The 19917-nt window shown below is 72.0% G+C and carries 19 protein-coding genes and 1 riboswitch; of the genes, 10 read left to right on the plus strand and 9 right to left on the minus strand.

The window, feature by feature from the left end; genetic code table 11:
* Window positions 1–147 precede the first annotated feature (147 nt).
* Genes ACIBK4_RS09355 through ACIBK4_RS09365 form a run of 3 tightly spaced genes read left to right on the plus strand, consistent with a single transcriptional unit; the run spans window position 148 to window position 4906 of the window.
* A complete protein-coding gene (locus tag ACIBK4_RS09355; RefSeq protein ID WP_398993682.1) occupies window positions 148–1173 on the plus strand; it encodes an AAA family ATPase in 1026 nt (341 codons plus the stop codon).
* Window positions 1173–2528, plus strand: coding sequence for a DUF58 domain-containing protein (locus tag ACIBK4_RS09360; protein ID WP_366435742.1), 1356 nt, complete (start codon window positions 1173–1175; stop codon window positions 2526–2528). The genes ACIBK4_RS09355 and ACIBK4_RS09360 overlap by 1 nt, the downstream gene beginning before the upstream one ends.
* Window positions 2525–4906 carry a DUF3488 and DUF4129 domain-containing transglutaminase family protein gene (locus ACIBK4_RS09365; protein WP_398993684.1) on the plus strand — a complete coding sequence of 794 codons (2382 nt, stop codon included), beginning with the start codon at window positions 2525–2527 and terminating at the stop codon, window positions 4904–4906. The genes ACIBK4_RS09360 and ACIBK4_RS09365 overlap by 4 nt, the downstream gene beginning before the upstream one ends.
* A gap of 116 nt (window positions 4907–5022) precedes the next feature.
* Here the strand turns inward: ACIBK4_RS09365 and ACIBK4_RS09370 are convergent, their stop codons facing one another.
* From ACIBK4_RS09370 to ACIBK4_RS09380, 3 genes are all read right to left on the minus strand, one after another.
* Window positions 5023–5424: a DUF3040 domain-containing protein gene (locus ACIBK4_RS09370; protein ID WP_398993686.1), complete on the minus strand. Its 402-nt coding sequence runs from the start codon at window positions 5422–5424 to the stop codon at window positions 5023–5025.
* A gap of 277 nt (window positions 5425–5701) precedes the next feature.
* Entirely contained in the window at window positions 5702–6472 is a 771-nt protein-coding gene (locus ACIBK4_RS09375; protein ID WP_398993687.1) for a methyltransferase, read from the minus strand.
* A gap of 160 nt (window positions 6473–6632) precedes the next feature.
* The gene (locus ACIBK4_RS09380; protein ID WP_033284448.1) at window positions 6633–7172 is read right to left on the minus strand and encodes an SAV_6107 family HEPN domain-containing protein; all 540 of its coding nucleotides are present in this window, start codon (window positions 7170–7172) and stop codon (window positions 6633–6635) included.
* Between the two features lie 186 nt (window positions 7173–7358).
* On the opposite strand from ACIBK4_RS09380, the gene ACIBK4_RS09385 reads away from it, so the two are divergent.
* The 5 genes from ACIBK4_RS09385 (at window position 7359) to ACIBK4_RS09405 (ending at window position 13415) form a co-directional block, all read left to right on the plus strand.
* Window positions 7359–8051, plus strand: a complete 693-nt coding sequence (locus ACIBK4_RS09385; RefSeq protein ID WP_398993690.1) for an ATP-binding cassette domain-containing protein — start codon at window positions 7359–7361, stop codon at window positions 8049–8051.
* Window positions 8023–10107: a YhgE/Pip family protein gene (locus ACIBK4_RS09390; protein WP_398993692.1), complete on the plus strand. Its 2085-nt coding sequence runs from the start codon at window positions 8023–8025 to the stop codon at window positions 10105–10107. The genes ACIBK4_RS09385 and ACIBK4_RS09390 overlap by 29 nt, the downstream gene beginning before the upstream one ends.
* A 62-nt stretch (window positions 10108–10169) precedes the next feature.
* On the plus strand, window positions 10170–10799 hold the full coding sequence (locus ACIBK4_RS09395; protein WP_398993694.1) for a TetR/AcrR family transcriptional regulator: 630 nt from the start codon (window positions 10170–10172) through the stop codon (window positions 10797–10799).
* 389 nt (window positions 10800–11188) lie between these two features.
* Complete coding sequence (locus ACIBK4_RS09400) at window positions 11189–11827, plus strand: DUF4126 domain-containing protein (protein WP_398993696.1); 639 nt, start codon at window positions 11189–11191, stop codon at window positions 11825–11827.
* A 46-nt stretch (window positions 11828–11873) separates the two neighbouring features.
* Entirely contained in the window at window positions 11874–13415 is a 1542-nt protein-coding gene (locus ACIBK4_RS09405) for a phytoene desaturase family protein (RefSeq protein ID WP_398993698.1), read from the plus strand.
* Window positions 13416–13475: 60 nt separating this feature from the next.
* Here ACIBK4_RS09405 and ACIBK4_RS09410 read toward each other — a convergent pair whose 3' ends face one another.
* The 6 genes from ACIBK4_RS09410 to ACIBK4_RS09435 all read right to left on the minus strand — a co-directional run bounded on the left by ACIBK4_RS09410 (window position 13476) and on the right by ACIBK4_RS09435 (window position 18394).
* Entirely contained in the window at window positions 13476–14477 is a 1002-nt protein-coding gene (locus ACIBK4_RS09410; RefSeq protein WP_366435751.1) for a hypothetical protein, read from the minus strand.
* Between the two features lie 56 nt (window positions 14478–14533).
* Window positions 14534–15457, minus strand: a complete 924-nt coding sequence (gene metF, locus ACIBK4_RS09415) for a methylenetetrahydrofolate reductase [NAD(P)H] (protein WP_398993700.1) — start codon at window positions 15455–15457, stop codon at window positions 14534–14536.
* A 110-nt stretch (window positions 15458–15567) separates the two neighbouring features.
* The gene (gene thiE, locus ACIBK4_RS09420) at window positions 15568–16227 is read right to left on the minus strand and encodes a thiamine phosphate synthase (protein WP_398993702.1); all 660 of its coding nucleotides are present in this window, start codon (window positions 16225–16227) and stop codon (window positions 15568–15570) included.
* A 118-nt stretch (window positions 16228–16345) separates the two neighbouring features.
* Entirely contained in the window at window positions 16346–16717 is a 372-nt protein-coding gene (locus ACIBK4_RS09425; protein WP_398993705.1) for an Rv2175c family DNA-binding protein, read from the minus strand.
* A 64-nt stretch (window positions 16718–16781) separates the two neighbouring features.
* On the minus strand, window positions 16782–18011 hold the full coding sequence (locus ACIBK4_RS09430; protein WP_398993707.1) for an NAD(P)/FAD-dependent oxidoreductase: 1230 nt from the start codon (window positions 18009–18011) through the stop codon (window positions 16782–16784).
* A gap of 44 nt (window positions 18012–18055) precedes the next feature.
* Entirely contained in the window at window positions 18056–18394 is a 339-nt protein-coding gene (locus tag ACIBK4_RS09435; RefSeq protein WP_398993709.1) for a hypothetical protein, read from the minus strand.
* Between the two features lie 51 nt (window positions 18395–18445).
* A riboswitch (TPP riboswitch) is annotated at window positions 18446–18557 on the plus strand.
* Here ACIBK4_RS09435 and thiO point away from each other — a divergent pair.
* Complete coding sequence (thiO, locus tag ACIBK4_RS09440) at window positions 18555–19718, plus strand: glycine oxidase ThiO (protein ID WP_398993711.1); 1164 nt, start codon at window positions 18555–18557, stop codon at window positions 19716–19718. Its footprint overlaps the riboswitch before it by 3 nt.
* A complete protein-coding gene (gene thiS / locus ACIBK4_RS09445; protein WP_033284436.1) occupies window positions 19715–19915 on the plus strand; it encodes a sulfur carrier protein ThiS in 201 nt (66 codons plus the stop codon). The genes thiO and thiS overlap by 4 nt, the downstream gene beginning before the upstream one ends.
* Window positions 19916–19917: the final 2 nt, after the last annotated feature.

Here is a 19917-nt window from a genome sequence, read left to right on the forward strand (position 1 = left end):
CAGGCGAGTGACACGAACCGGTAACGGCAACAAGAATGCGGGTGTGGCGTCGCGCGGAACTTTTTCCGCGCGGTGTCCGTGTTTCGGGGTGGGCCGGTCCGCATCACAGGCGCCGGCCCATGGAAAGAACGGGCCGAGGAGGGCCGGGTGACGACCTATGACGATCGAGCGAGCCTTACAGATCTGACCGCCACTGTGGAGCGAGTCCGCAGTTCGGTGGAAGGAGTGATCGAGGGCAAGCCCGAGGTCGTACGGCTTTCGCTGACCGTGCTGCTCGCCGAGGGACATCTTCTGATCGAGGACGTTCCGGGTGTGGGCAAGACAATGCTGGCCAAGGCGCTGGCGCGGTCGATCGACTGTTCGGTGCGGCGAATCCAGTTCACGCCCGACCTGCTGCCCTCGGACATCACCGGTGTGTCCATCTGGGACCAGCAGCAGCGGGACTTCGAGTTCAAACCGGGCGCGATCTTCGCGCAGATCGTGATCGGCGACGAGATCAACCGCGCCTCGCCGAAGACCCAGTCCGCGCTCCTGGAGTCCATGGAGGAGCGGCAGGTCACCATCGACGGCCAGACCTACGAGCTGCCGAGCCCCTTCATGGTGGTCGCCACGCAGAACCCGGTCGAGATGGAGGGCACCTATCCGCTGCCCGAAGCCCAGCGCGACCGCTTCATGGCGCGGGTCTCCATCGGCTATCCCAGCGCGGAGGCCGAGCTGCAGATGCTGGACATCCACGGCGGGGTGAACCCGCTGGACGACCTCCAGCCCGTGGCGCACGCGCACGACATCGTCAAGCTGGTCGAGGCGGTCCGCGGCGTCCACGTCGCCGACCCGGTGCGCAGGTACGCGGTGGAGCTGGTCTCCGCCACGCGCAACCACGCCGACCTCAGACTCGGCGCCTCCCCGCGCGCGACGCTGCACCTGCTGCGCGCGGCGAAGGCCTCCGCCGCCCTGAGCGGCCGTGAGTACGCGCTGCCGGACGACATCCAGGCGCTCGCGGTCGCGGTCCTCGCGCACCGCCTGCTGCCCACCGCCCAGGCCCAGCTGAACCGTCGTACGGCGGAGCAGGTCGTCCAGGAGATCCTCCAGCGCACCCCCGTGCCCGCGGCGCCTGCTCAGCAGAGCGGCCTGGGTCTCGGCGGGTACGGCCAGCAGCCGCCCCGGAGGCTGTGATGACCACCGGGGAGGCGGAGACCGACCGGGACGAGAAGGGCGGTGTCCGTACGGCCCTGGCCGGGCTGACGACCCGTGGACGCTCCTTCCTGGCCGCCGGTATCGCCGCCGCGGTCTGCGCGTACGTCCTGGGGCAGAGCGATCTGCTCCGGGTCGGGCTGCTGCTGGCCGTGCTGCCGCTGGTCTGCGCGACCGTGCTCTACCGCACCCGCTACCGGGTGGCCGGCAGCCGCCGGCTCTCCCCCGCGCGCGTGCCCGCAGGCTCCGAGGCCCGTGTCCATCTGCGGATGGACAACGTCTCGCGGCTGCCCACGGGCCTGCTGATGCTCCAGGACCGGGTGCCGTACGTGCTCGGCCCGCGTCCCCGGTTCGTCCTGGACCGGGTCGAGGCGGGCGGCCGGCGCGAGGTGTCCTACCGGGTTCGCTCAGACCTGCGCGGGCGCTACCCCCTGGGCCCGCTCCAGCTCCGCCTGACGGACCCCTTCGGCATGTGCGAACTGACCCGCTCCTTCTCGACCTTCGACACCCTGACGGTCATCCCGCGCGTGGAGGCCCTCCCCCCGGTCCGCCTCAGCGGCGAGGCCAAGGGCTACGGCGACGGGCGCAACCGCTCGCTGGCCCTGGCGGGCGAGGACGACGTGATCCCGCGCGGGTACCGCTACGGCGACGACCTGCGCCGCGTGCACTGGCGCTCCACCGCGCGCTACGGCGAGCTGATGGTGCGCCGCGAGGAGCAGCCCCAGCGCGCGCGGTGCACGGTCCTGCTCGACACCCGAGGCATCGCCTTCGCGGGCCAGGGCCCGGACTCGGCCTTCGAGTGGGCCGTCTCCGGCGCCGCCTCCGTCCTGGTGCACATGCTCGAACGGGGCTTCTCCGTACGGCTGTTGAGCGACACCGGGAACTCGGTGCCGGGCCAGGACGCCGACGGTTTCGCGGGCGCGAGCCAGGAGTCGGCGGACGCGGCCGGGCTGATGATGGACACCCTCGCGGTGATCGACCACTCGGACGGCGCGGGCCTGTCCCGGGCCTACGACGTCCTGCGCGGCGGGAACGAAGGGCTGCTGGTGGCCTTCTTCGGCGACCTCGACGAGGAACAGGCGGCGATCGTCGCCCGGATGCGGCAGCGCAGCGGGGGCGCCCTCGCCTTCGTGCTGGACAGCGCCGGCTGGGTGCGTGAGTCGACCGATGTCCCCGGTCCCGGGGACGAGCAGGAGGAGCGGCTGCGGATGCTGCGCGACGCGGGCTGGACCGCCGTGGGCGTGCCGCGCGGCGCGTCCCTGACCGATCTGTGGCAACAGGCGGACCGGGAGCGGAACGGCATCACCGCGACCGGCCTCGGGGAGGGATGGGCATGAGCGGGCGGGCACGACTGGCGATCTGCGCCTGGGTGGCCACACTGCTGGCGTCCTGCGCGATGCTGCCCTTGGTCTCCCCGGCGACCTGGTTCGTCCAGGGCGCCTTCATGCTGGCGATCCAGACCGGTGTGGGCGCGGCGACCCGGCGAGTACCGCTGGCCCGGCCGCTGACCGTCGCGGCGCAGGCCCTGGTCACGCTGCTGATGCTGACCCTGGTCTTCGCGCACGCGCAGGCCGTCGCCGGGTTCGTCCCGGGCCCCGAGGCCTTCCAGCACTTCGCCGACCTGCTCCAGCAGGGCTCGGACGACGTCTCCCGGTACGCGATCCCGGCACCGCTGCACGACGGCATCCGGCTGATGCTCATCGGCGGTGTCCTGGTGATCGGGCTCGCGGTGGACACCCTGGCCGTCACCTTCCGCAGCGCGGCCCCGGCCGGACTGCCGCTGCTCGCGCTGTACTCGGTCGCCGCCGGGCTGTCCGAGAGCAGCGTCAGCTGGCTGTGGTTCCTGCTCGCCGCCGCCGGCTACCTGATGCTGCTGCTGGCCGAGGGCCGGGACCGGCTCGCCCAGTGGGGCCGGGTCTTCGGCGGGGCTCCCCGTGCCAACGCGGGCCCGGAGTCCTCGGGACCGATGGCCCCGGTGCGCACCGGGCGGCGGATCGGCGCGGTCGCGATGGCCATCGCCCTGCTGCCGCTGCCCACCATCTCAGGCGGTCTGCTGGACGCCGCCGGGACCGGCGTGGGCGCGGGCACCGGAAGCGGCGGCACGATCTCCGCGGTCAACCCGCTGGTCTCGCTGCGCGACAGCCTGAACGTGGACGAGAACCGCCAGGTCCTGTCCGTCGACACCAGCACGACCGACCTCTCGGACATGTATCTGCGGATCGTGTCCCTGGACGACTTCGACGGCACCACCTGGAAGCCGTCCCAGCGGCACATCGAGGGTGTGCCGAACCAGTTCCCCACCCCGACCGGCCTCGGCGCCGACGTCAAGCGCTCGAAGATCCTCACCAAGATCTCGGCCGCGGACTGGTACGCCCAGGACTGGCTGCCGATGCCGTACCCGCCCAGCCACGTGAGCATCGACGGCAGCTGGCGCTACGAGCCCGTGGGCATGACGGTCGTGGGCGACCACGGCCAGAACACGCGCGGGGTGACCTACACGGTCACCAGCCTGGACGTGGAGCCGACCGCGGAGCAGCTGGCCTCGGCGCCGGAGCCGTCGTCGGCCCTGCGGAACCAGTACACCAAGGTGCCGAAGTCGCTGCCGGCGGTGGTGGCCGACACTGCCCGCAAGGTCACCGCGGGTGCGACCAGCCACTACGAGCAGGCGGTCAAGCTCCAGGACTACTTCGCGGTGAACGGCGGCTTCCAGTACGACACCCAGGTGGACGTCGGCACCGGCCGCGACGCGATCGCCAAGTTCCTGAAGGACAAGCAGGGCTTCTGCGTCCACTTCTCCTTCGCGATGGCGGCGATGGCCCGCACCCTGGGCATCCCGGCCCGGGTCGCGGTCGGCTTCGCGCCGGGCACCCAGGAGCCCAACGGCACTGTGTCGGTGGGCCTGAAAGACGCGCACGCCTGGCCCGAGCTGTACTTCGAGGGCGTGGGCTGGACCCGCTTCGAGCCGACCCCCAACCGGGGCTCGGTGCCGTCGTACACCCAGTCGACCACGCCCGGCAGCGACGTCCCGGACCCGAGCAGCCCCTCGACCTCGACGAGCACGGCGCCCTCCGCGGCCCCCTCGGCGAGCGAGAGCTGCACGGCCCAGATGCGGAAGCTGGACGGCTGCACGAGCCAGGCCCCGGCGATCGTGGCGGGCGACGACCACCAGGGCCCCTGGTGGTACGTGCAGCTGGCGGCGCTGGCGCTGGGCGCGCTCCTGCTGCTGACGGTCCCGTTCTCACCGATGCTGTGGCGGACCCGGATGCGCACCGTACGGCTGGGCGCGCACGGCCGTACGGAGGCGGATGCGGCGGTCCACACGCTGGCGGTGTGGGAGGAACTGACCGATACCGCCTGGGACTTCGGGATCTCGCCCGACGAGTCGCTGACCCCGCGCAAGGCAGCGGCCCGGATCGTGGCACTCGGGCATCTCGACCCGTCGTCGGCCGCCTCGGTGCACCGGGTGGCGGACGCCGTGGAGCAGGTTCTCTACGCGCCCCGGCCGCAGCTGACGGCGGGGCTCGCGAAGGACGTGCGGCAGGTGGTCGTCGGGTTCCAGGACACGGCCGGCCGGGCCGCGCGGCTGCGCGCACTGGTCGTCCCGCGCTCGACCGTCCGGGTGGTGTGGGCGCTGTCGGCCTGGTGGACGTCGGTGACGGCACGGGCTGCGGCGCTGCGGCCGACCCTGCGCAAGCCGTCCGGGCAGCAGGGCTGAGGCCTCCTCCTCGGAGGGGCAGGGCATACGGGAGGGGGTGACCACCGGTTGGTGGTCACCCCCTCACTCGTCTTCGAGGAGCGGCGCGTGTGCTGCTTCCGCGGGGCCGGGTGCTGCTACTGGCCGCCGCCCTGTTGCTCGTCGCGGCGGCGCTGCCAGCGCTGTTCGATACGGTCCATCACCGAGCGCTTCTGCCGTGCCTGACGGCCTGCGTGCGGAGCGCCCGCGGCGGGCTGTTCGCCGGGCTTGGGGGCCTTGCGCCAGCCGGTCACGGCGAGTACCGCACAGCCCAGCATGACGAGGAATCCCACCACGCTGACCCAAATCTGCAGCGTGACCATGCCGGCGATGAGGAGCGCGATACCTACGAGGAAGCCGGCCACCGCTTGGTAGACCCGTCGCCGGGTGTACGTGCGCAGGCCGCTGCCTTCGAGCGCTGTCGCGAACTTGGGGTCTTCGGCGTACAGCGCTCGCTCCATCTGCTCAAGCATTCGCTGCTCGTGCTCCGAGAGCGGCACGGAGTCCTCCTCATCGTGCAGTCGCCGGGGCGACCCGGGGGGTCCCTTCAGGATAGGCAGGGAATCGCCCCCGTGAAACCCGCCCCTCTACGCCAATTGGCCAACCGGAACCCGCCATGGCCGTTCCGACTCGCTGAGGCTTCCATTCCCCAGGAGCCGTCCCGTCATGCCGGGCGGTCTCCCTCGATCATACGGCGCCGGGCCCGCGATCGGGGGGCCTGTGGCGTACTCCATGTGCGGCCGAGCCCCTGATCAGGGGTCCGGCACGGGAGGCCACTCACGCCTCGGTGGCACCCCGCGTCTCGCCGAGCACATGAAGCTGCGTGGCCACGGAGTGGAACGCCGACAGCTCGGCGGCCGCGGCCTCCAGCTTCAGCAGCGCGTCCAGGGCGCCGGGCTCGGTGTCCACGAGGACGCCGGGAACGAGGTCGGCGAAGACCCGCACCCCGTGCACGGCGGCGACGTCGAGGCCCGCGCCCTCGACGAACGCGGCGAGCTGCTCGGCGGTGAAGCGGTGCGGGACGGGGTCGGCGTCGCCCCAGCGGCCGTTCGGGTCGTCGAGCGCCTGCCGGGCCTCCTTGAAGTGGCCGGCGAGGGCGCGCGCGAGCACGGCACCGCCGAGCCCGGCGGCGAGCAGGCTGAGGACGCCCTCGGGGCGCAGGGCGGCCACCACCGTGCGGACGCCCTCGGCGGGGTCGTCCACGTACTCCAGGACGCCGTGGCACAGCACCGCGTCGTAGCCGCCGCGCTCGACCACGTCGAAGAGGCCGTGCGCGTCGCCCTGGACGCCCTGCACGCGGTCGGCGACACCGGCCTCGGCGGCGCGGCGCTCCAGCGCGAACAGCGCGTTCGGGCTGGGGTCGACGACGGTGACGCGGTGCCCGAGGCGGGCGACGGGCACCGCGAAGTTGCCGCTGCCGCCTCCGGTGTCGAGGACGTCCAGCGCGTCCCGACCCGTGGCCTTGACCCGGCGATCGAGGGCGTCCTGAAGGACGTCCCAGACCACGGCGGTACGGAGGGAGGCGCGGGGGCGGCTCGGGTCCGACACGGCAGTTGACTCCTCGGCGCGGCACCGCCTGTGCACGGCGGAGCGAACGGGCTGCCTCCCCGGTCCCGACGGCTGACGGAGGGAGGGCTTCAGGCGCCTTCCACCCTATTGCCTCCGCTGCCGTACCTGGTCATGTGTCTCGCGGGGCGACACCCCGCGCTCACCCGGCGCGGTCCCCCGGCCGCTCCGGGTCCTGGCGTGGCTGGGGCAGGACCGGCTGGAGGACGAGCATCCGCTCGACCAGGCGCAGGAACATCGCCACGTCGCGTATGAGGTCGTCGGCGTCCCGGCGGGTCGCCGCGCCCTGGATGCCCGCCTCGGCCCGCGCGCGGCGCCGGGCGCCGGAGGCGAACAGGGCGCTCCACTCGGTGAGTTCGGGCGCTATCTCGGGGAGCACTTCCCAGGCGCTGCGGATACGGCCGCGGCGGCGGGCGGTGGGCTCCGGCTGGACGCGCGCGGCGAGGACCGCGGCGGCGGTGCGCAGGGCGGCCAGGTGGGCCGTCGCGTACCGCTCGTTCGACGTTTCGAGGACGGCTGCCTCGTCCAGTCCGGCGCGGGCCTGGGCGAGGAGGTCGAGGGCGGCTGGTGGGGCCGTGGCCCGGCGGAGCACGGGGTGCACGTCGCTCGCCGGGCCGGTCAGTGAGGGGGCAGGGCCGGAGGCGCGGCGCCGACGGGCGGCGGCTGCGGACGAGTTGGCCATGACGAACCTCCTGTCGTCGTGTGACGGCACGCCCAGTCAGGTAGTGCCGTATGTGACCCATCGTGGGGTATGGCACTGACAATCCGTTCTGACCTGCGCTTTTGCTTCGATCGAAGGTTCGGGTTACTTTTTGCACTGACCAGTCAGTTCAAAAAGCTCGATTCAAGGGGCAGGGGGCGGGGAACCGTGGGCGGGGTCGGTGTCACGGCCGAGGACTTCGGGGTGAAGGGGCCGCGCGGCTGGGCGTTCCGGGGAATCTCCCTGGACGCCGGGCCCGGGTCGCTGATCGCCGTGGAGGGGCCGTCCGGGTCCGGGCGTACGAGCCTGCTGCTCGCGCTCACCGGGCGGATGAAGGCCTCCGAAGGGACCGCCGCCGTGGGTGGGTTGACGCTCCCGAAGCAGGCGGCCGCCGTACGCCGGGTCAGTGCGCTGGCCCATGTCGCCGGGGTCACCGACCTCGAACCGGCGCTGACCGTCGGCGAGCAGTTGCGCGAACGGGCGCTGCTGCAACGGCGGTTCGGGGATTCCGTACGCGGGCTGCTGCGACCGCGATCCGAGCGGGCCATTGAGGCGGGGCTGCGGATCGAGCGGGCGCTGACCGCCGCCGGGCTCGACCGCGAGGCGCTGCCCAAGGGCGCCCGGACGGCCGTACGGGATCTGGAGCGGACGCAGGAGGTGCGGTTGTCCATCGCGCTGGCGTTGATCGGGCGGCCCACGCTGCTGGGTGTGGACGATGTCGATCTCAAGCTCTCGGATGCCGAACGGGCGGAGATCTGGGACCTGTTGAGGTCCATCGCAGATTCCGGAACGACGGTCGTGGCGGTGTCCACCGAGGGGACGGAGAAGGCCGATGCACGCGCCACGACTGGCCGCGCTTGAGCTGAAGCGCTTCGGGAGGGGGAAGCTGCCGCGCGCCGCGCTGGTCGCCCTCCTGTTGCTGCCGCTGCTGTACGGCGCCCTGTACCTGTGGTCCTTCTGGGACCCGTACGGCCGCCTGGACCGCATCCCCGTGGCGCTCGTCAACGACGACAAGGGCGCGAGTGCCGAGGGGAAGAAGGTCACCGCGGGCGACGACATCACCAAGGGGCTGCGGGAGAGCGGGACGTTCGACTGGCACGAGGTGAGTGCGGCCACCGCGCGGAAGGGTGTTGAGGACGGCACTTACTACTTGTCGTTGACCATGCCGGCCGACTTCAGCAAGCGCATCGCCTCCAGTGCGGGCGACTCCCCGGAGACGGGCGCGCTCCAGGTGCGGACGAACGACGCGAACAACTACATCGTCGGGCAGATCTCCAGGACGGTGTTCAGCGAGGTGCGGTCGGCCGCGTCCACGAAGGCCTCGCGGACCTTCCTGGACCGGATCTTCGTGTCGTTCTCCGACATCCACGGCCAGACCGTGAAGGCCGCCGACGGCGCCGACCGGCTCAAGGGCGGCATCGGGACGGCCGAGCAGGGTTCCAAGGATCTCGCCGACGGCCTGAAGGACGCCAAGAAGGGCAGCGGCAAGCTCTCCAAGGGCCTGAAGAAACTCGACACGGGCGCGGGCACCCTGGCGAACGGCTCGGCGCAGGTGGCGGCGGGCACGCAGACCCTCGCGGACAAGGTCAACGGGGTCGCCGACAAGGCGGGGCCCTTCCTCAAGGACAACGAGAAGACCATCGGGGACACCGCCCAACTGGTCGCCGATTCCGCCAAGACCATCCGTGCCAACCTCGACGTCCTGGTGAAAACGGCCCCGGTCGCCGCCAAGGGCGCTCACGCGGCCTCGGACACCCTGGACGAGGTCTACAAGGCGCGTTGCGAGAACGTCGTCCTGAAGGATGACGCCTGCCCCGACCTGAAGAAGGCCGCCACGGCCGCCTCCGACGTGGCGAAGGTCGCCGACGACGTGAACACCCTGGTCGTCGATCAGCACGGCGACCTGAAGAAGCTCGACGCCGACCTGGCCACCCTCCAGACACAGGCCCAGGCGCTCGCCGACCGCGCCCCGCACCTCTCCGAGGACCTCGACGACGCGGTGGCCAAGGTCGACAAGCTGAACGACGGCGCCATGAAGGTCGCCGCGGGCGCCAAGACCCTGCACACCGGGCTCGGCACGGCCAGCACGGGCGCCACCGACCTGGACACGGGCGTCGGCAAGCTCAGGACGGGCGCCGTGGACCTCAACGGCGGCCTGTACAAGCTCGTCGACGGCTCCGGGAAGCTGGCCGGCGGTCTGCACGACGGCGCCGCGCAGATCCCGGACTACGACCGGCAGGACCGCGACCAGCGCACCGGGGTCATGTCCGACCCGGTCCACCTGGCCTCCCAGGACCTGCACAAGGCGCCCAACTACGGCACCGGGTTCGCCCCGTACTTCATCCCGCTGTCCCTGTGGGTGGGCGCGATGGTGGCCTACATGCTGATCGCGCCCATGAACCGGCGCGCCCTCGCCGCCGGCGCCTCGGCCTGGCGGATCGCGCTCGCGGGCTGGCTCCCGGTAGTCGCGGTCGGGGTGCTCCAGACGGTGGCCCTGATGGCCGTACTGCACTGGGCGATCGGCCTGGAGATGGCGCGGGCGGCCGGCACGGTCGGCTTCCTGTTCCTGGTGACGGCGTGCTTCGGAGCCATCGTGCAGTGGCTGAACGCACGCTTCGGGGCGGCGGGCCGCATCCTCGTACTCGCCCTGCTGATGCTCCAGTTGACGTCGGCGGGCGGCACCTACCCGGTGCAGACCAGCCCGGGCTTCTTCAACGCGATCCACCCCTTCCTGCCGATGAGTTACATCGTCGAGGCCCTACGGAGGCTCATCACGGGCGGTGGCCTGGGACCCGTGTGGCACGCGTGCGTGGTGCTCGTCGCCTTCACCGCGGGGGCGCTCGCGCTGACCGCGCTGTCGGCCCGCCGCCGCCAGGTGTGGACGCTGGACCGGCTGCATCCGGAGCTGAGCCTGTGACCCCGCCCAGGACCTCGACACCCGTGCCCACGGCGGGAGGCGGGCCTGTGACAATCAGGCCCATGGAAAGCAGCAACACCCCGTCGGGCGGCAGCACGCGCCGCGAGGCCACCCGGCAGAAGCTCTACGAGGCGGCCGTCACGCTCATCGCCGAACAGGGCTTCTCCGCCACCACGGTGGACGAGATCGCCGAGCGCGCCGGGGTCGCGAAGGGCACCGTCTACTACAACTTCGCCAGCAAGTCCGTCCTCTTCGAGGAACTGCTGCGACACGGCGTGGGCCTCCTCACCGCCTCACTGCGGGAGGCGGCCGAGCAGACGGCCCGGGACGGCGGCAGCAAGGTGGACGCCCTGGACGCGATGATCCGCGCGGGCCTCGGCTTCATCGCCCGCTACCCGTCCTTCACCCAGCTCTACGTGGCGGAGCTGTGGCGCACCAACCGCTCCTGGCAGCCCACGCTCATGGTGGTGCGCCAGCAGGTGAACGCGGCCATCGAGGACGTGCTCCACGCGGGCGTGGACAACGGTGAGTTCAGCCCTGAGATCGATGTCAGGCTGACGGCGGCCGCGCTGGTCGGGATGGTCCTGGTGGCCGCCCTGGACTGGCAGTCGTTCCAGCCGGAGCGCTCCCTGGACGACGTCCACTCGGCGCTGTCCCGGCTGCTCCAGGGGCGGGTCAGCGGGGGCAGCTGACAAGCGGGTCGCACCTGACGACAGGTCACAAGCAGAAGCGCCGGTCCGCTGTGGCCGCGTCCCCCGCGGGCCACCTCGAACCGGCGCTCCCTTGTGCTTCCCCCGTACGTTCCCCCTGTTGAAACCCCCGTTGGTCAGTCCCCCAGGGTTCCCCCGTGCCTCGCTTCCGCCGAGAATCCGGCGGAAGGAGCGGCCAAGGGCGCGGGCCCCGTTCCGCCGCCCCGTGTCGGCGGTACCGGAGCCGCGCCCCTTTCCGTGGCTCCACTCTCTCGTTCGCGCAGGTCGCGGCCCATCCGCGCGCGTACTCATCTCACTCCCTAGGTACGGATACTCAGCCGTACGCACTCAGGCCCAGGACGCCATGTTGCCGAGTGGTTACTATCGCCTCCGTGTCCGTACTCCCCCTGGTCTTCACCAGCGGCTGGGCCAGCGGCATCAACGCGTACGCGGTGGTGCTGCTGCTCGGGATCTTCGGCGCGACCGGAGTGACCGACGCGGTCCCCGAGTCGCTGCAACGCCCTGAGGTCCTCGTCACAGCGGGCGTCCTGTTCCTGTGCGAGGCGGTCGCCGACAAGATCCCCTACGTCGACTCCGTGTGGGACTCCGTGCACACGGTGATCCGGCCGGCCGCCGGGGCGTGGGTCGGGGCGGTGCTCGCGGGCCACAGCGGTTCGATGAACGATGTCGTGGCGGGGCTGATCGGCGGTTCGTCGGCGCTGGCCAGCCATACCGTCAAGGCCGGGACGCGGATGGCGATCAACACCTCGCCGGAGCCGTTCAGCAACGTGATCATGAGCTTCGCGGAGGATCTCGGGGTCGGCGGGATCGTGTCGTTCGCGATGTTCCATCCCCAGGCGGCGGCGATCATCGCGGCCGTGCTGCTGGTGGCCGGGCTCACGGTCCTGTTCTTCCTGATCTCCCGGATCCGGCGCTTCCTGCGGCGGAGAGCCCAACGCCGGGAGGAGAAACGCCTCGCCGCGCAGGTGGGACATCCGCCCGGACGGCCACCGGACCAAGATCCCTGGTGACCGCCCGCGGCCGGGACTGTCAGTGGCGGCCGATACAGTCGCAGGCATGGCACGGATTGCGGTGATCGGCGCCGGGATGGGCGCGATGGCGGCCGCTGCCCGGCTGGCCGTCGCGGGCCACCGGGTGGCGGTGTACGAGCGTACGGAGACGTACGGCGGTGCGGTGCGCCGCTTCGAGCGGGACGGGTTCTCCTTCGACACCGGCCCCGGTCTGCTGCCCGTGCCCGCGGTCTACCGCGATCTGTTCATCAAGACCGGCAAGGAGCCGCTGGAGGACCTGGTCGAGCTGGTCCAGGTCGACCCGTCGTCCCGGCACGTCTTCGCGGACGGCACGGCGGTGTCGTTGCCGAACGCCTCCCGCGCGGGCGTCGTCACGGCCCTGGACGACGCGCTGGGCGGCGGCGCGGGCCAGCGCTGGGGCGACTTCCTGATCCGGGCCCGCGAGGCCTGGGACCGCACCCGCAGGCCCCTCCTGGAGGAGCCCCTGTGGCCCAACTGGTCGGTGCTGGCCGACCAGGAGCCCTATCCGTCGGTCCCGCACAAGAAACTGCTGCGCACCCGGCGCGCGAGCACCCTCGCCGAGATCGGCGCCTGGGAGCTGCGCGACGACCGCCTCACCGCCCTTCTGGAGAGCCACGCGCTCGCGTACGGCCTCGAACCCCGCACCGCACCGGCGAGCGCGGCCGTGCTGCCGTACATGGAGCACGCCTTCGGTACCTGGTATGTGCGGGGCGGTATGCGGGAGTTGGCGCGCGCGGTGTACGAGCGGTGTCTGGCGAGGAGGGTCGAGTTCGTCTTCGGGGCCGAGGTCGTCCGGGTGCTGGAGAAGGACGGGCGGGCGGCGGGAGTCGAGCTGGCTGGGGGCACCTCCCAGGCTTTTGGCTCTGGGGGACGGACCGTGGTCGACGCGGACCATGTCGTCGCGGACGTGGACCCGGCGCGGCTGCGGGCCCTGACGGAGCGTCCGCTCGACGAGGACGGTGATGTGCGGGCCGACCCGGACGCGCCCCGGCCGGTGCGGTTCACGCTGCTGCTCGCCTTGCGCGGCCCGCGCGAGGGCGGGGCCGTTCACCGGACGGTGGTCCATGCCCCGGACCGCGAGGCCGAGTTGGACCTCCTGGCCTCCCCCGGCGGCGACCGGCCCGTCTGTCCCACGGTGACGGTGCTGCGCCCCGACGACCCCGCTCTCACGCCGGACAGTGAGCACGAGTCGGTGGTGGTGTCCGCCGTGCTGTCGGGCGACGCCGGCTGGGACGACGGGACCACGGTCCGGCAGTACACGGACTTCCTCCTCGAAGCCGCCGGACGGGCCGTACCGGGGCTGCGGGAGCGCCTGTTGTGGCACGAGGTGCGCACTCCCGGGCACACGGAGGGTGAGACGGGTGCGCGATGGGGTGCCGTACCCGCTCCCTCGCTCGCCGCCGGGCGGGGCCGTTTCCTGCACCCGGCGAACACCACGCGCGTGCCCGGCCTCTACCGGGTCGGCGGCTGGTCCCACCCCGGCGGCGGACTCCCGCACGCCGGTATGTCGGGGGCGCTGGTCGCCGGACTGATCGTCGAGGGACCCCAGTTCAGGGGGTCTCAGTGAGCGGGGCCCAGTAGACAGCGCTCAGTAAGCGAGTCCCGGTGAGCGGGGCTCGGTAGGGCTTCAGAAACGGTACTGCTCGTCGTAGCCGGGCCCCGACTGCGGCTGCTGCTGCGGCTGTTGCTGGCCGGTCGTGTCGTAGCCGTACTGCTGCTGGTCCGCCGGCATCTCGCCGCCGTAGGTCTCGTCGTTGCGCTGCTGCGGGACCCACACCCCGCCGGCCGGGGTCTCGCCGGCGTAACCGGTGTTGCCGTACTGGTCCTGCGTGTAGCCCTGTTGGGGATACTGCTGCTGGCCGTCGTAACCAGTGTCGTAGCCGGTGCCGCCGTACGTCTGGGTGCCGATGTACGGGTCGGAGTAGGCCGCGTACTGCTGCTGGCCGGTCGTGTCGTAGCCGTACTGCTGCTGGTCGTAGCCCGAGTAGGTGTCGTAGCCGTAGTTCTGGCCGTCGCCCTGGGCCGCCGCCGCGTAGGCCTGGTCCTGGGACTGGCCGGCGTACGCCTGGTCCGCACCGGCGAAGTCGGGGTCGGTGGCGTTCGCGTAGGCGGCGGCGCTGTACACGCCGTAGGAGCCGGTGTCGTCCGGGAGGGGCTGCGGCTCGTAGACCGAGGTGGTCTCGGCGGCCGTGGGGGTGAGGGGGCGGTTCGGGGTGAAGACGTCGTCGCGGTCGTAGTCGTCGTCCTGGCCGTAGGCGGCCTTGTTGCCGTCGTACTCCTGGAAGCCGGCATCCGCCGACTCGGGGCCGGAGGCGTCCAGGTTCGGGTCCTCGTCCGGTTCGCCGCGGCGGCGCTTGAAGCCGCCCGCGCCCGGTCGGCCGGAGACCGCCCAGCCGGCTTCGAAGCCGCGGCGGAACGAGAGGGTGACATAGGTCTGGCCGACGGCGAAGGCCACCGCGCCCAGTCCGATCACGACGACGGAAGGAATCAGCACTCCGAGGACGACGCCCAGGAAGCCGACGAATGCGAGCAGCCGCCAGCGCAGGCGTGCCTTGTACTGCAGCAGCACCTCACCGAGCAACCACAGTGCGACGATGCCGAACGCGATGTAGAGGACCGTCCAGCCCATGTACGCCCCTCTCCCAGTGGCCGCTACGCAGTGTGTCGTATGTCCGGGCGGCCGGTCTAGGCCCGCGGTGGATGGTGCAGGCCCAGGTTCTCGTAGATTTCCAGCGTCGCCGTGGAGTTGTTGAGCGTGATGAAGTGCAGTCCTGGCACTCCTTCGGCCAGCAGCCGGGCACAGAACTCCGTGGCGAAGTCGATCCCGATCGAGCGTACAGCCGCCGGATCGTCTTTGGCTGTGAGGATTCGCTCTTTCAGAGCGGCCGGGATGTCGGCATTGCTGAGCTGCGGCAACCGCTCCAGCATCCGCACGCTGGTCACCGGCATGACCTCGGGGATGACGGGCGTCGCGCAGCCCGCCGCCTCGACACGGTCGCGCAACCTCAGGTACGACTCGGGTTCGAAGAACATCTGCGTGATCGCGTAGTCGGCGCCGGCCCGGCACTTGTCGACGAAGCGCGCGACGTCCGTGTCCCAGTCCGGGGAGCGCGGGTGCATCTCCGGGAAGGCGGCGACGCCGACGCAGAAATCGCCCGACTCCTTGATGAGCCGCACCAGTTCGGCCGCGTACGTCAGCCCCTGGGGGTGCGCCACCCACTCGGCCATGGGGTCGCCGGGCGGGTCGCCGCGCACCGCGAGGATGTTGCGGATGCCCGCGTCGGCGTACTGGCCGATGATGTTGCGCAGTTCGGCGACGGAGTGGTTGACGGCGGTGAGGTGGGCGACCGGGGTCAGCGTGGTGTCGGCGACGATCTGCTCGGTCTCCTTGACGGTGCCCGCGCGGGTGGAGCCGCCGGCGCCGTAGGTCACGGAGACGAAGTCGGGGGCGACGGCCTCGACCCGCCGCAGCGCGCTCCACAGGTTCCGCTCGCCCTTGGGGGTTTTCGGCGCGGAGAACTCGAACGAGTACGTCCTCTTGCCGGTCGCGAGCATGTCCCGCACGGTGGGTGCGCGATCAGTCCTGGTGGATGCGGTTCCGAAGGCCATACCCGCAGGTTAGTCAGGGGGCGCCGGTCACCCAACCGGAACCGGAAATTTGCCTGTTTTGTCGCCCTGCTGTCCACCCATCGGACAACAGACCGCCCACCGTACGGCCGTCAGGCCTGCCGCAGCCGCTTCGCGAACTCCGCCGCCGCCGCGCCCGGGTCGTCGGCCTCGGTGATGGCCCGTACGACGACGACACGGCGGGCGCCCGCTTCGAGGACCTCGTCGAGGGTGCCGAGGTCGATGCCGCCGATGGCGAACCAGGGGCGGTCGGTGCCGAGGGCGGCCGTGTACCGGACGAGGTCGAGGCCGGGGGCGTGGCGGCCGGGCTTGGTGGGGGTGGGCCAGCACGGGCCCGTGCAGAAGTAGTCCACGCCCTCCTGGACGGCGGCCGCGGCGGCCTCGGACTCGGCGTGCGTGGAGCGGCCGATCAGGATGTCCTCGCCGAGGATCGCGCGGGCCGCGGGCACCGGGAGGTCGCCCTGGCCCAGGTGCAGTACGTCGGCTCCGGCGGCGTGGGCGACGTCCGCGCGGTCGTTGACCGCGAGGAGTCTGCCGTGCCGGGCGCAGGCGTCGGCGAACACCTGGAGGTGCTCCAGCTCCTCGGCGGCCTCCATGCCCTTGTCGCGCAGCTGCACGATGTCGACCCCGCCGGCCAGGACCGCGTCCAGGAACTCCGCGAGGTCGCCCTGGCGCCGGCGGGCGTCCGTGCAGAGGTAGACCCGGGCGTCGGCGAGTTCCGCGCGGGCGGCGGCTGCGGCGGTGTCGGGCATGCGTGTGTCCCCCGTTGTCCTGCTGGTCGTGTGGTGGTGTCGCGCACGGGCCGCGGGCAGGGCCTGTGCAGGCAGACCCTCGCGTCGCCGCGGCCCGTACGCCTCTCGGTCGTGCGGGTCAGACGGCGAGCGCCTGGGCGCGGCGCTTCACCTCCGTGCCGCGATTCTCGCTCAGGGCCTGCGCGGGGGTGCCGGGCAGGCTGGGGTCGGGGGTGAAGAGCCATTCGAGCATCTCTTCGTCGGAGAAGCCGTCGTCCCGCAGGAGCGTCAAGGTCCCCGTGAGGCCCTTGACGACCTTCTGCTCGGTCCCGTCGATGAAGGCGGCGGGGACGTGCAGCGCGCGGTTCTCACCACGGCGTACGGCGATGACTTGGCCGTCCTTGACCAGCTGCCGCACGCGTGTCACCTCGACATCGAGCAACTCTGCGATGTCGGGCAGCGTGAGCCAGGCGGGGACGAGAGCATCGATCTTTGCGTCAATCTCGGTCACGTAAACAGCGTGCCATCCCGGACTGACAGTCGGAAGTCGGGCCGGTCCGACCCGGGGGGACGAACTAGGTGATAGCCGCCTTCATCGGGAGAGAAGCATCCGCCAGCAGCGTGTGATCCATCGGCGTGCCCGACTCGATCAGCCGGCGGCCCTGGGCCAGGTCACGGGGGCGGCCGACCGCCAGGAGGGCCACCAGACGGTCCCCGCGCAGCCAGCAGACGCTCCACGCCGGGGTCGACGGGTCGCCGCGCCACAGGGTGGTGTCGGCGGACGCGTGATGGCCGGCGTACTGGACGAACCGGCCGAACTGCTCCGACCAGAAGTACGGCACCGGGTCGTACACCGCCGGGGTCTCCCCCACGATGTTCGCGGCGACCGTGCGCGGCCCCTGGAGGGCGTTGTCCCAGTGGTGGACGAGAAGTCGCTCGCCGTACCTTCCCGAAGGGAAGGAGGCGCAGTCGCCGACCGCGTACACGTCCGGCACCGAGGTGCGCAGGTGGTCGTCGGCCAGGACCTCGCGGTGTGCGCCCAGTTCGATGCCGGAGCCGGTCAGCCAGGCGGTGGCGGGGCGGGCGCCGATACCGACCACGACGGCGCCCGCGGGCAGCCGTGAGCCGTCGTCGAGAACCACCTCGCCGGGCTCGACGTGCGCCACGCGTGCGTGCGTCCGCAGGGTGGCTCCGGCGGCGGCGTACCAGGCGGCCATCGGCGCGGCCACCTCGGCGGGCAGCGCCCCCGCGAGCGGCCGGTCCGCCGCTTCTACGACGGTGACCGCGCAGCCCGCCTCGCGCGCGGCGGTGGCGAACTCGGCGCCGATCCAGCCCGCGCCGACGACCACGATGTCGTGCTGCCGCGCGAGCACCGGGCGCAGCCGCTCGGCGTCGTCCAGGGTGCGCAGCAGATGCACTCCGGGGATGCCGTCGGCGCCCGGCAGCCGGATCGGTTCGGCACCGGTGGCGAGCACGAGGACGTCGTAGGGCACCGGGCCCTCGGCGGTGTCCAGTTCGTGGTCGGCGGGGCGCAGCCCCAACACCTCGCGCCCCAGCCGGACTTCGATGCCGAGCGCCTCGAAGTCGACGTCGAAGGCGGAGCCCTCGGCCTTGCCGAGCAGGACGGCCTTGGAGAGCGGGGGCCGGTCGTACGGCTGATGGGGTTCGGCGCCGAGGAGCGTGACGGTGCCGGTGAAGCCCTGCTCCCGTAGCGCGACCGCGGTCTGCACCCCGGCCATGCCCGCGCCGACGACGACCACGCGCCGCCCTGTCACCGTGCCCTGGTCCCGCGTCTGCTCGCTCACTCGATCACCATAGACACCTGACAAATTGTCAGGCAGTGGGCGCGTCAGGTGACCTGTTCCACAATGCTGGTCCCGTTTCCCTCCTGGGACTCCCACTCCCAGGTCTCCTCCAGGCGCACGCGACCGTCGGGCAGCTCGATCACATCGGACACGCAGTGCCCGGAGGACGTCGTCCCGTCCGTCTTCAGCTGTACGTACCGGAAGTCGATCCGGTCCCCCGCGCGCGTGCCGACGAGACGCCCCCGTACGACGTCACCGCCCGCGTACTCGGCCCAGATCTCGCCGTCCTTCTCGTGGTACGCGAACCGGGTGCGGGTGCCGACCTGACCTGGGGCCTGGTCCGCGACGGGGGCGAGGACGAGACCGTCGAGCGAGCGGGCCATGGACGGAGGCTCCCTTACTGGCGCACAAAGCACGGGCTAGGGTGGCCAAGGTAAAGCACTCGCGGGAGTCCGGACGCACCGGGCTGAGAGGGAGGCTGGCGGCCTCCGACCGTACGAACCTGATCCGGGTCATGCCGGCGAAGGGAGGGGCTGGACGCCCATGCCTGCACACACCTCAGACGTCCTCGTCGTCGGGGGCGGGATCATCGGCCTGGTCACGGCCTGGCGCGCGGCCCAACGCGGCTTCTCCACGGCCGTATTGGACCCCGAGCCGGGTGGCGGGGCCGCCCAGGTGGCCGCCGGGATGCTGGCCGCCGTCACCGAGCTCCACTACGGCGAACAGACCCTGCTCGCCCTCAACCTCGCCTCGGCGCAGCGCTACCCGGACTTCGCGGCCGAGCTGACCGACCTCACCGGCCTCGACCTCGGCTACCGCCGCTGCGGCACGCTGGCCGTCGCCCTGGACGCCGACGACCGGGCTCATCTGCGTGAACTGCACGCCCTGCAGCACCAGTCGGGGCTCGACTCCGAGTGGCTGTCGGGGCGCGAGTGCCGGCGCCTGGAGCCGATGCTCGCGCCGGGCGTGCGGGGAGGGCTCCGGGTGGACGGGGATCACCAGGTGGACCCGCGGCGGCTGGCGGGCGCGCTGGTGGCCGCCTGCGAGCGTGCCGGGGTCGTCTTCCACCGGACGTGGGCAAAGCGGCTCACGGTCGGGCGGGACCGCGCCACGGGGGTCGTCACGCGCGAGGGCGAGGTGCTGGGCGCGGACCAGGTGGTGCTCGCGGCCGGCAGCCTCAGCGGGCGGCTGGAGGGCGTCCCTGCCGACGTCCTGCCGCCCGTACGGCCCGTCAAGGGGCAGGTGCTGCGGCTGACCGTGCCGGAGCGCCACGCGCCGTTCCTGAACCGGACCGTGCGCGCCATGGTGCGCGGCAGCCAGGTCTATCTGGTGCCGCGCGAGACCGGCGAGCTGGTCGTCGGCGCGACCAGCGAGGAACTGGGCTGGGACACGACCGTCACGGCCGGCGGGGTCTACGAACTCCTGCGCGACGCCCACGAGTTGGTCCCCGGGATCACCGAACTGCCGCTCACCGAGACCCGGGCCGGACTGCGCCCCGGGTCCCCCGACAACGCGCCGCTGCTCGGCCCGACCGCCCTGCCGGGACTGCTGCTGGCCACCGGGCACTACCGCAACGGCGTGCTGCTCACGCCGGTCACCGGCGATGCCCTGGCGCATGCGCTGAGCACCGGTGAACTGCCGGACGAGGCACGCCCGTTCACCCCGAAGCGGTTCGCCCGCACGCACCTCGTGGAGCAGCCCGCATGAACATCTCCGTCAACGGCGAGCACCAGGAGATCGCTCCCGGCACGCCCCTCGACGTGCTCGTACGGTCCCTCACCCCGGCCCCCTCCGGAGTGGCCGCCGCCCTCAACGAAACCGTCGTCCCGCGCGCGGAGTGGACATCGACCTCCCTCTCCGAGGGAGACCGCGTCGAGGTCCTCACCGCCGTCCAAGGAGGCTGACC

The sequence above is a fragment of the Streptomyces sp. NPDC050528 genome (assembly GCF_044457795.1).
Taxonomy (GTDB): domain Bacteria; phylum Actinomycetota; class Actinomycetes; order Streptomycetales; family Streptomycetaceae; genus Streptomyces.

Excerpts from the sequence above, each read along its gene's own strand:
- ACIBK4_RS09360 (WP_366435742.1), top strand. The coding sequence starts at position 1,173 with ATGACCACCGGGGAGGCGGAGACCGACCGGGACGAGAAGGGCGGTGTC.
- ACIBK4_RS09365 (WP_398993684.1), top strand. The coding sequence starts at position 2,525 with ATGAGCGGGCGGGCACGACTGGCGATCTGCGCCTGGGTGGCCACACTG.
- ACIBK4_RS09380 (WP_033284448.1), bottom strand. The coding sequence starts at position 7,172 with ATGGCCAACTCGTCCGCAGCCGCCGCCCGTCGGCGCCGCGCCTCCGGC.
- ACIBK4_RS09390 (WP_398993692.1), top strand. The coding sequence starts at position 8,023 with ATGCACGCGCCACGACTGGCCGCGCTTGAGCTGAAGCGCTTCGGGAGG.
- ACIBK4_RS09395 (WP_398993694.1), top strand. The coding sequence starts at position 10,170 with ATGGAAAGCAGCAACACCCCGTCGGGCGGCAGCACGCGCCGCGAGGCC.
- ACIBK4_RS09405 (WP_398993698.1), top strand. The coding sequence starts at position 11,874 with ATGGCACGGATTGCGGTGATCGGCGCCGGGATGGGCGCGATGGCGGCC.
- ACIBK4_RS09410 (WP_366435751.1), bottom strand. The coding sequence starts at position 14,477 with ATGGGCTGGACGGTCCTCTACATCGCGTTCGGCATCGTCGCACTGTGG.
- metF (WP_398993700.1), bottom strand. The coding sequence starts at position 15,457 with ATGGCCTTCGGAACCGCATCCACCAGGACTGATCGCGCACCCACCGTG.
- thiE (WP_398993702.1), bottom strand. The coding sequence starts at position 16,227 with ATGCCCGACACCGCCGCAGCCGCCGCCCGCGCGGAACTCGCCGACGCC.
- ACIBK4_RS09435 (WP_398993709.1), bottom strand. The coding sequence starts at position 18,394 with ATGGCCCGCTCGCTCGACGGTCTCGTCCTCGCCCCCGTCGCGGACCAG.
- thiO (WP_398993711.1), top strand. The coding sequence starts at position 18,555 with ATGCCTGCACACACCTCAGACGTCCTCGTCGTCGGGGGCGGGATCATC.
- thiS (WP_033284436.1), top strand. The coding sequence starts at position 19,715 with ATGAACATCTCCGTCAACGGCGAGCACCAGGAGATCGCTCCCGGCACG.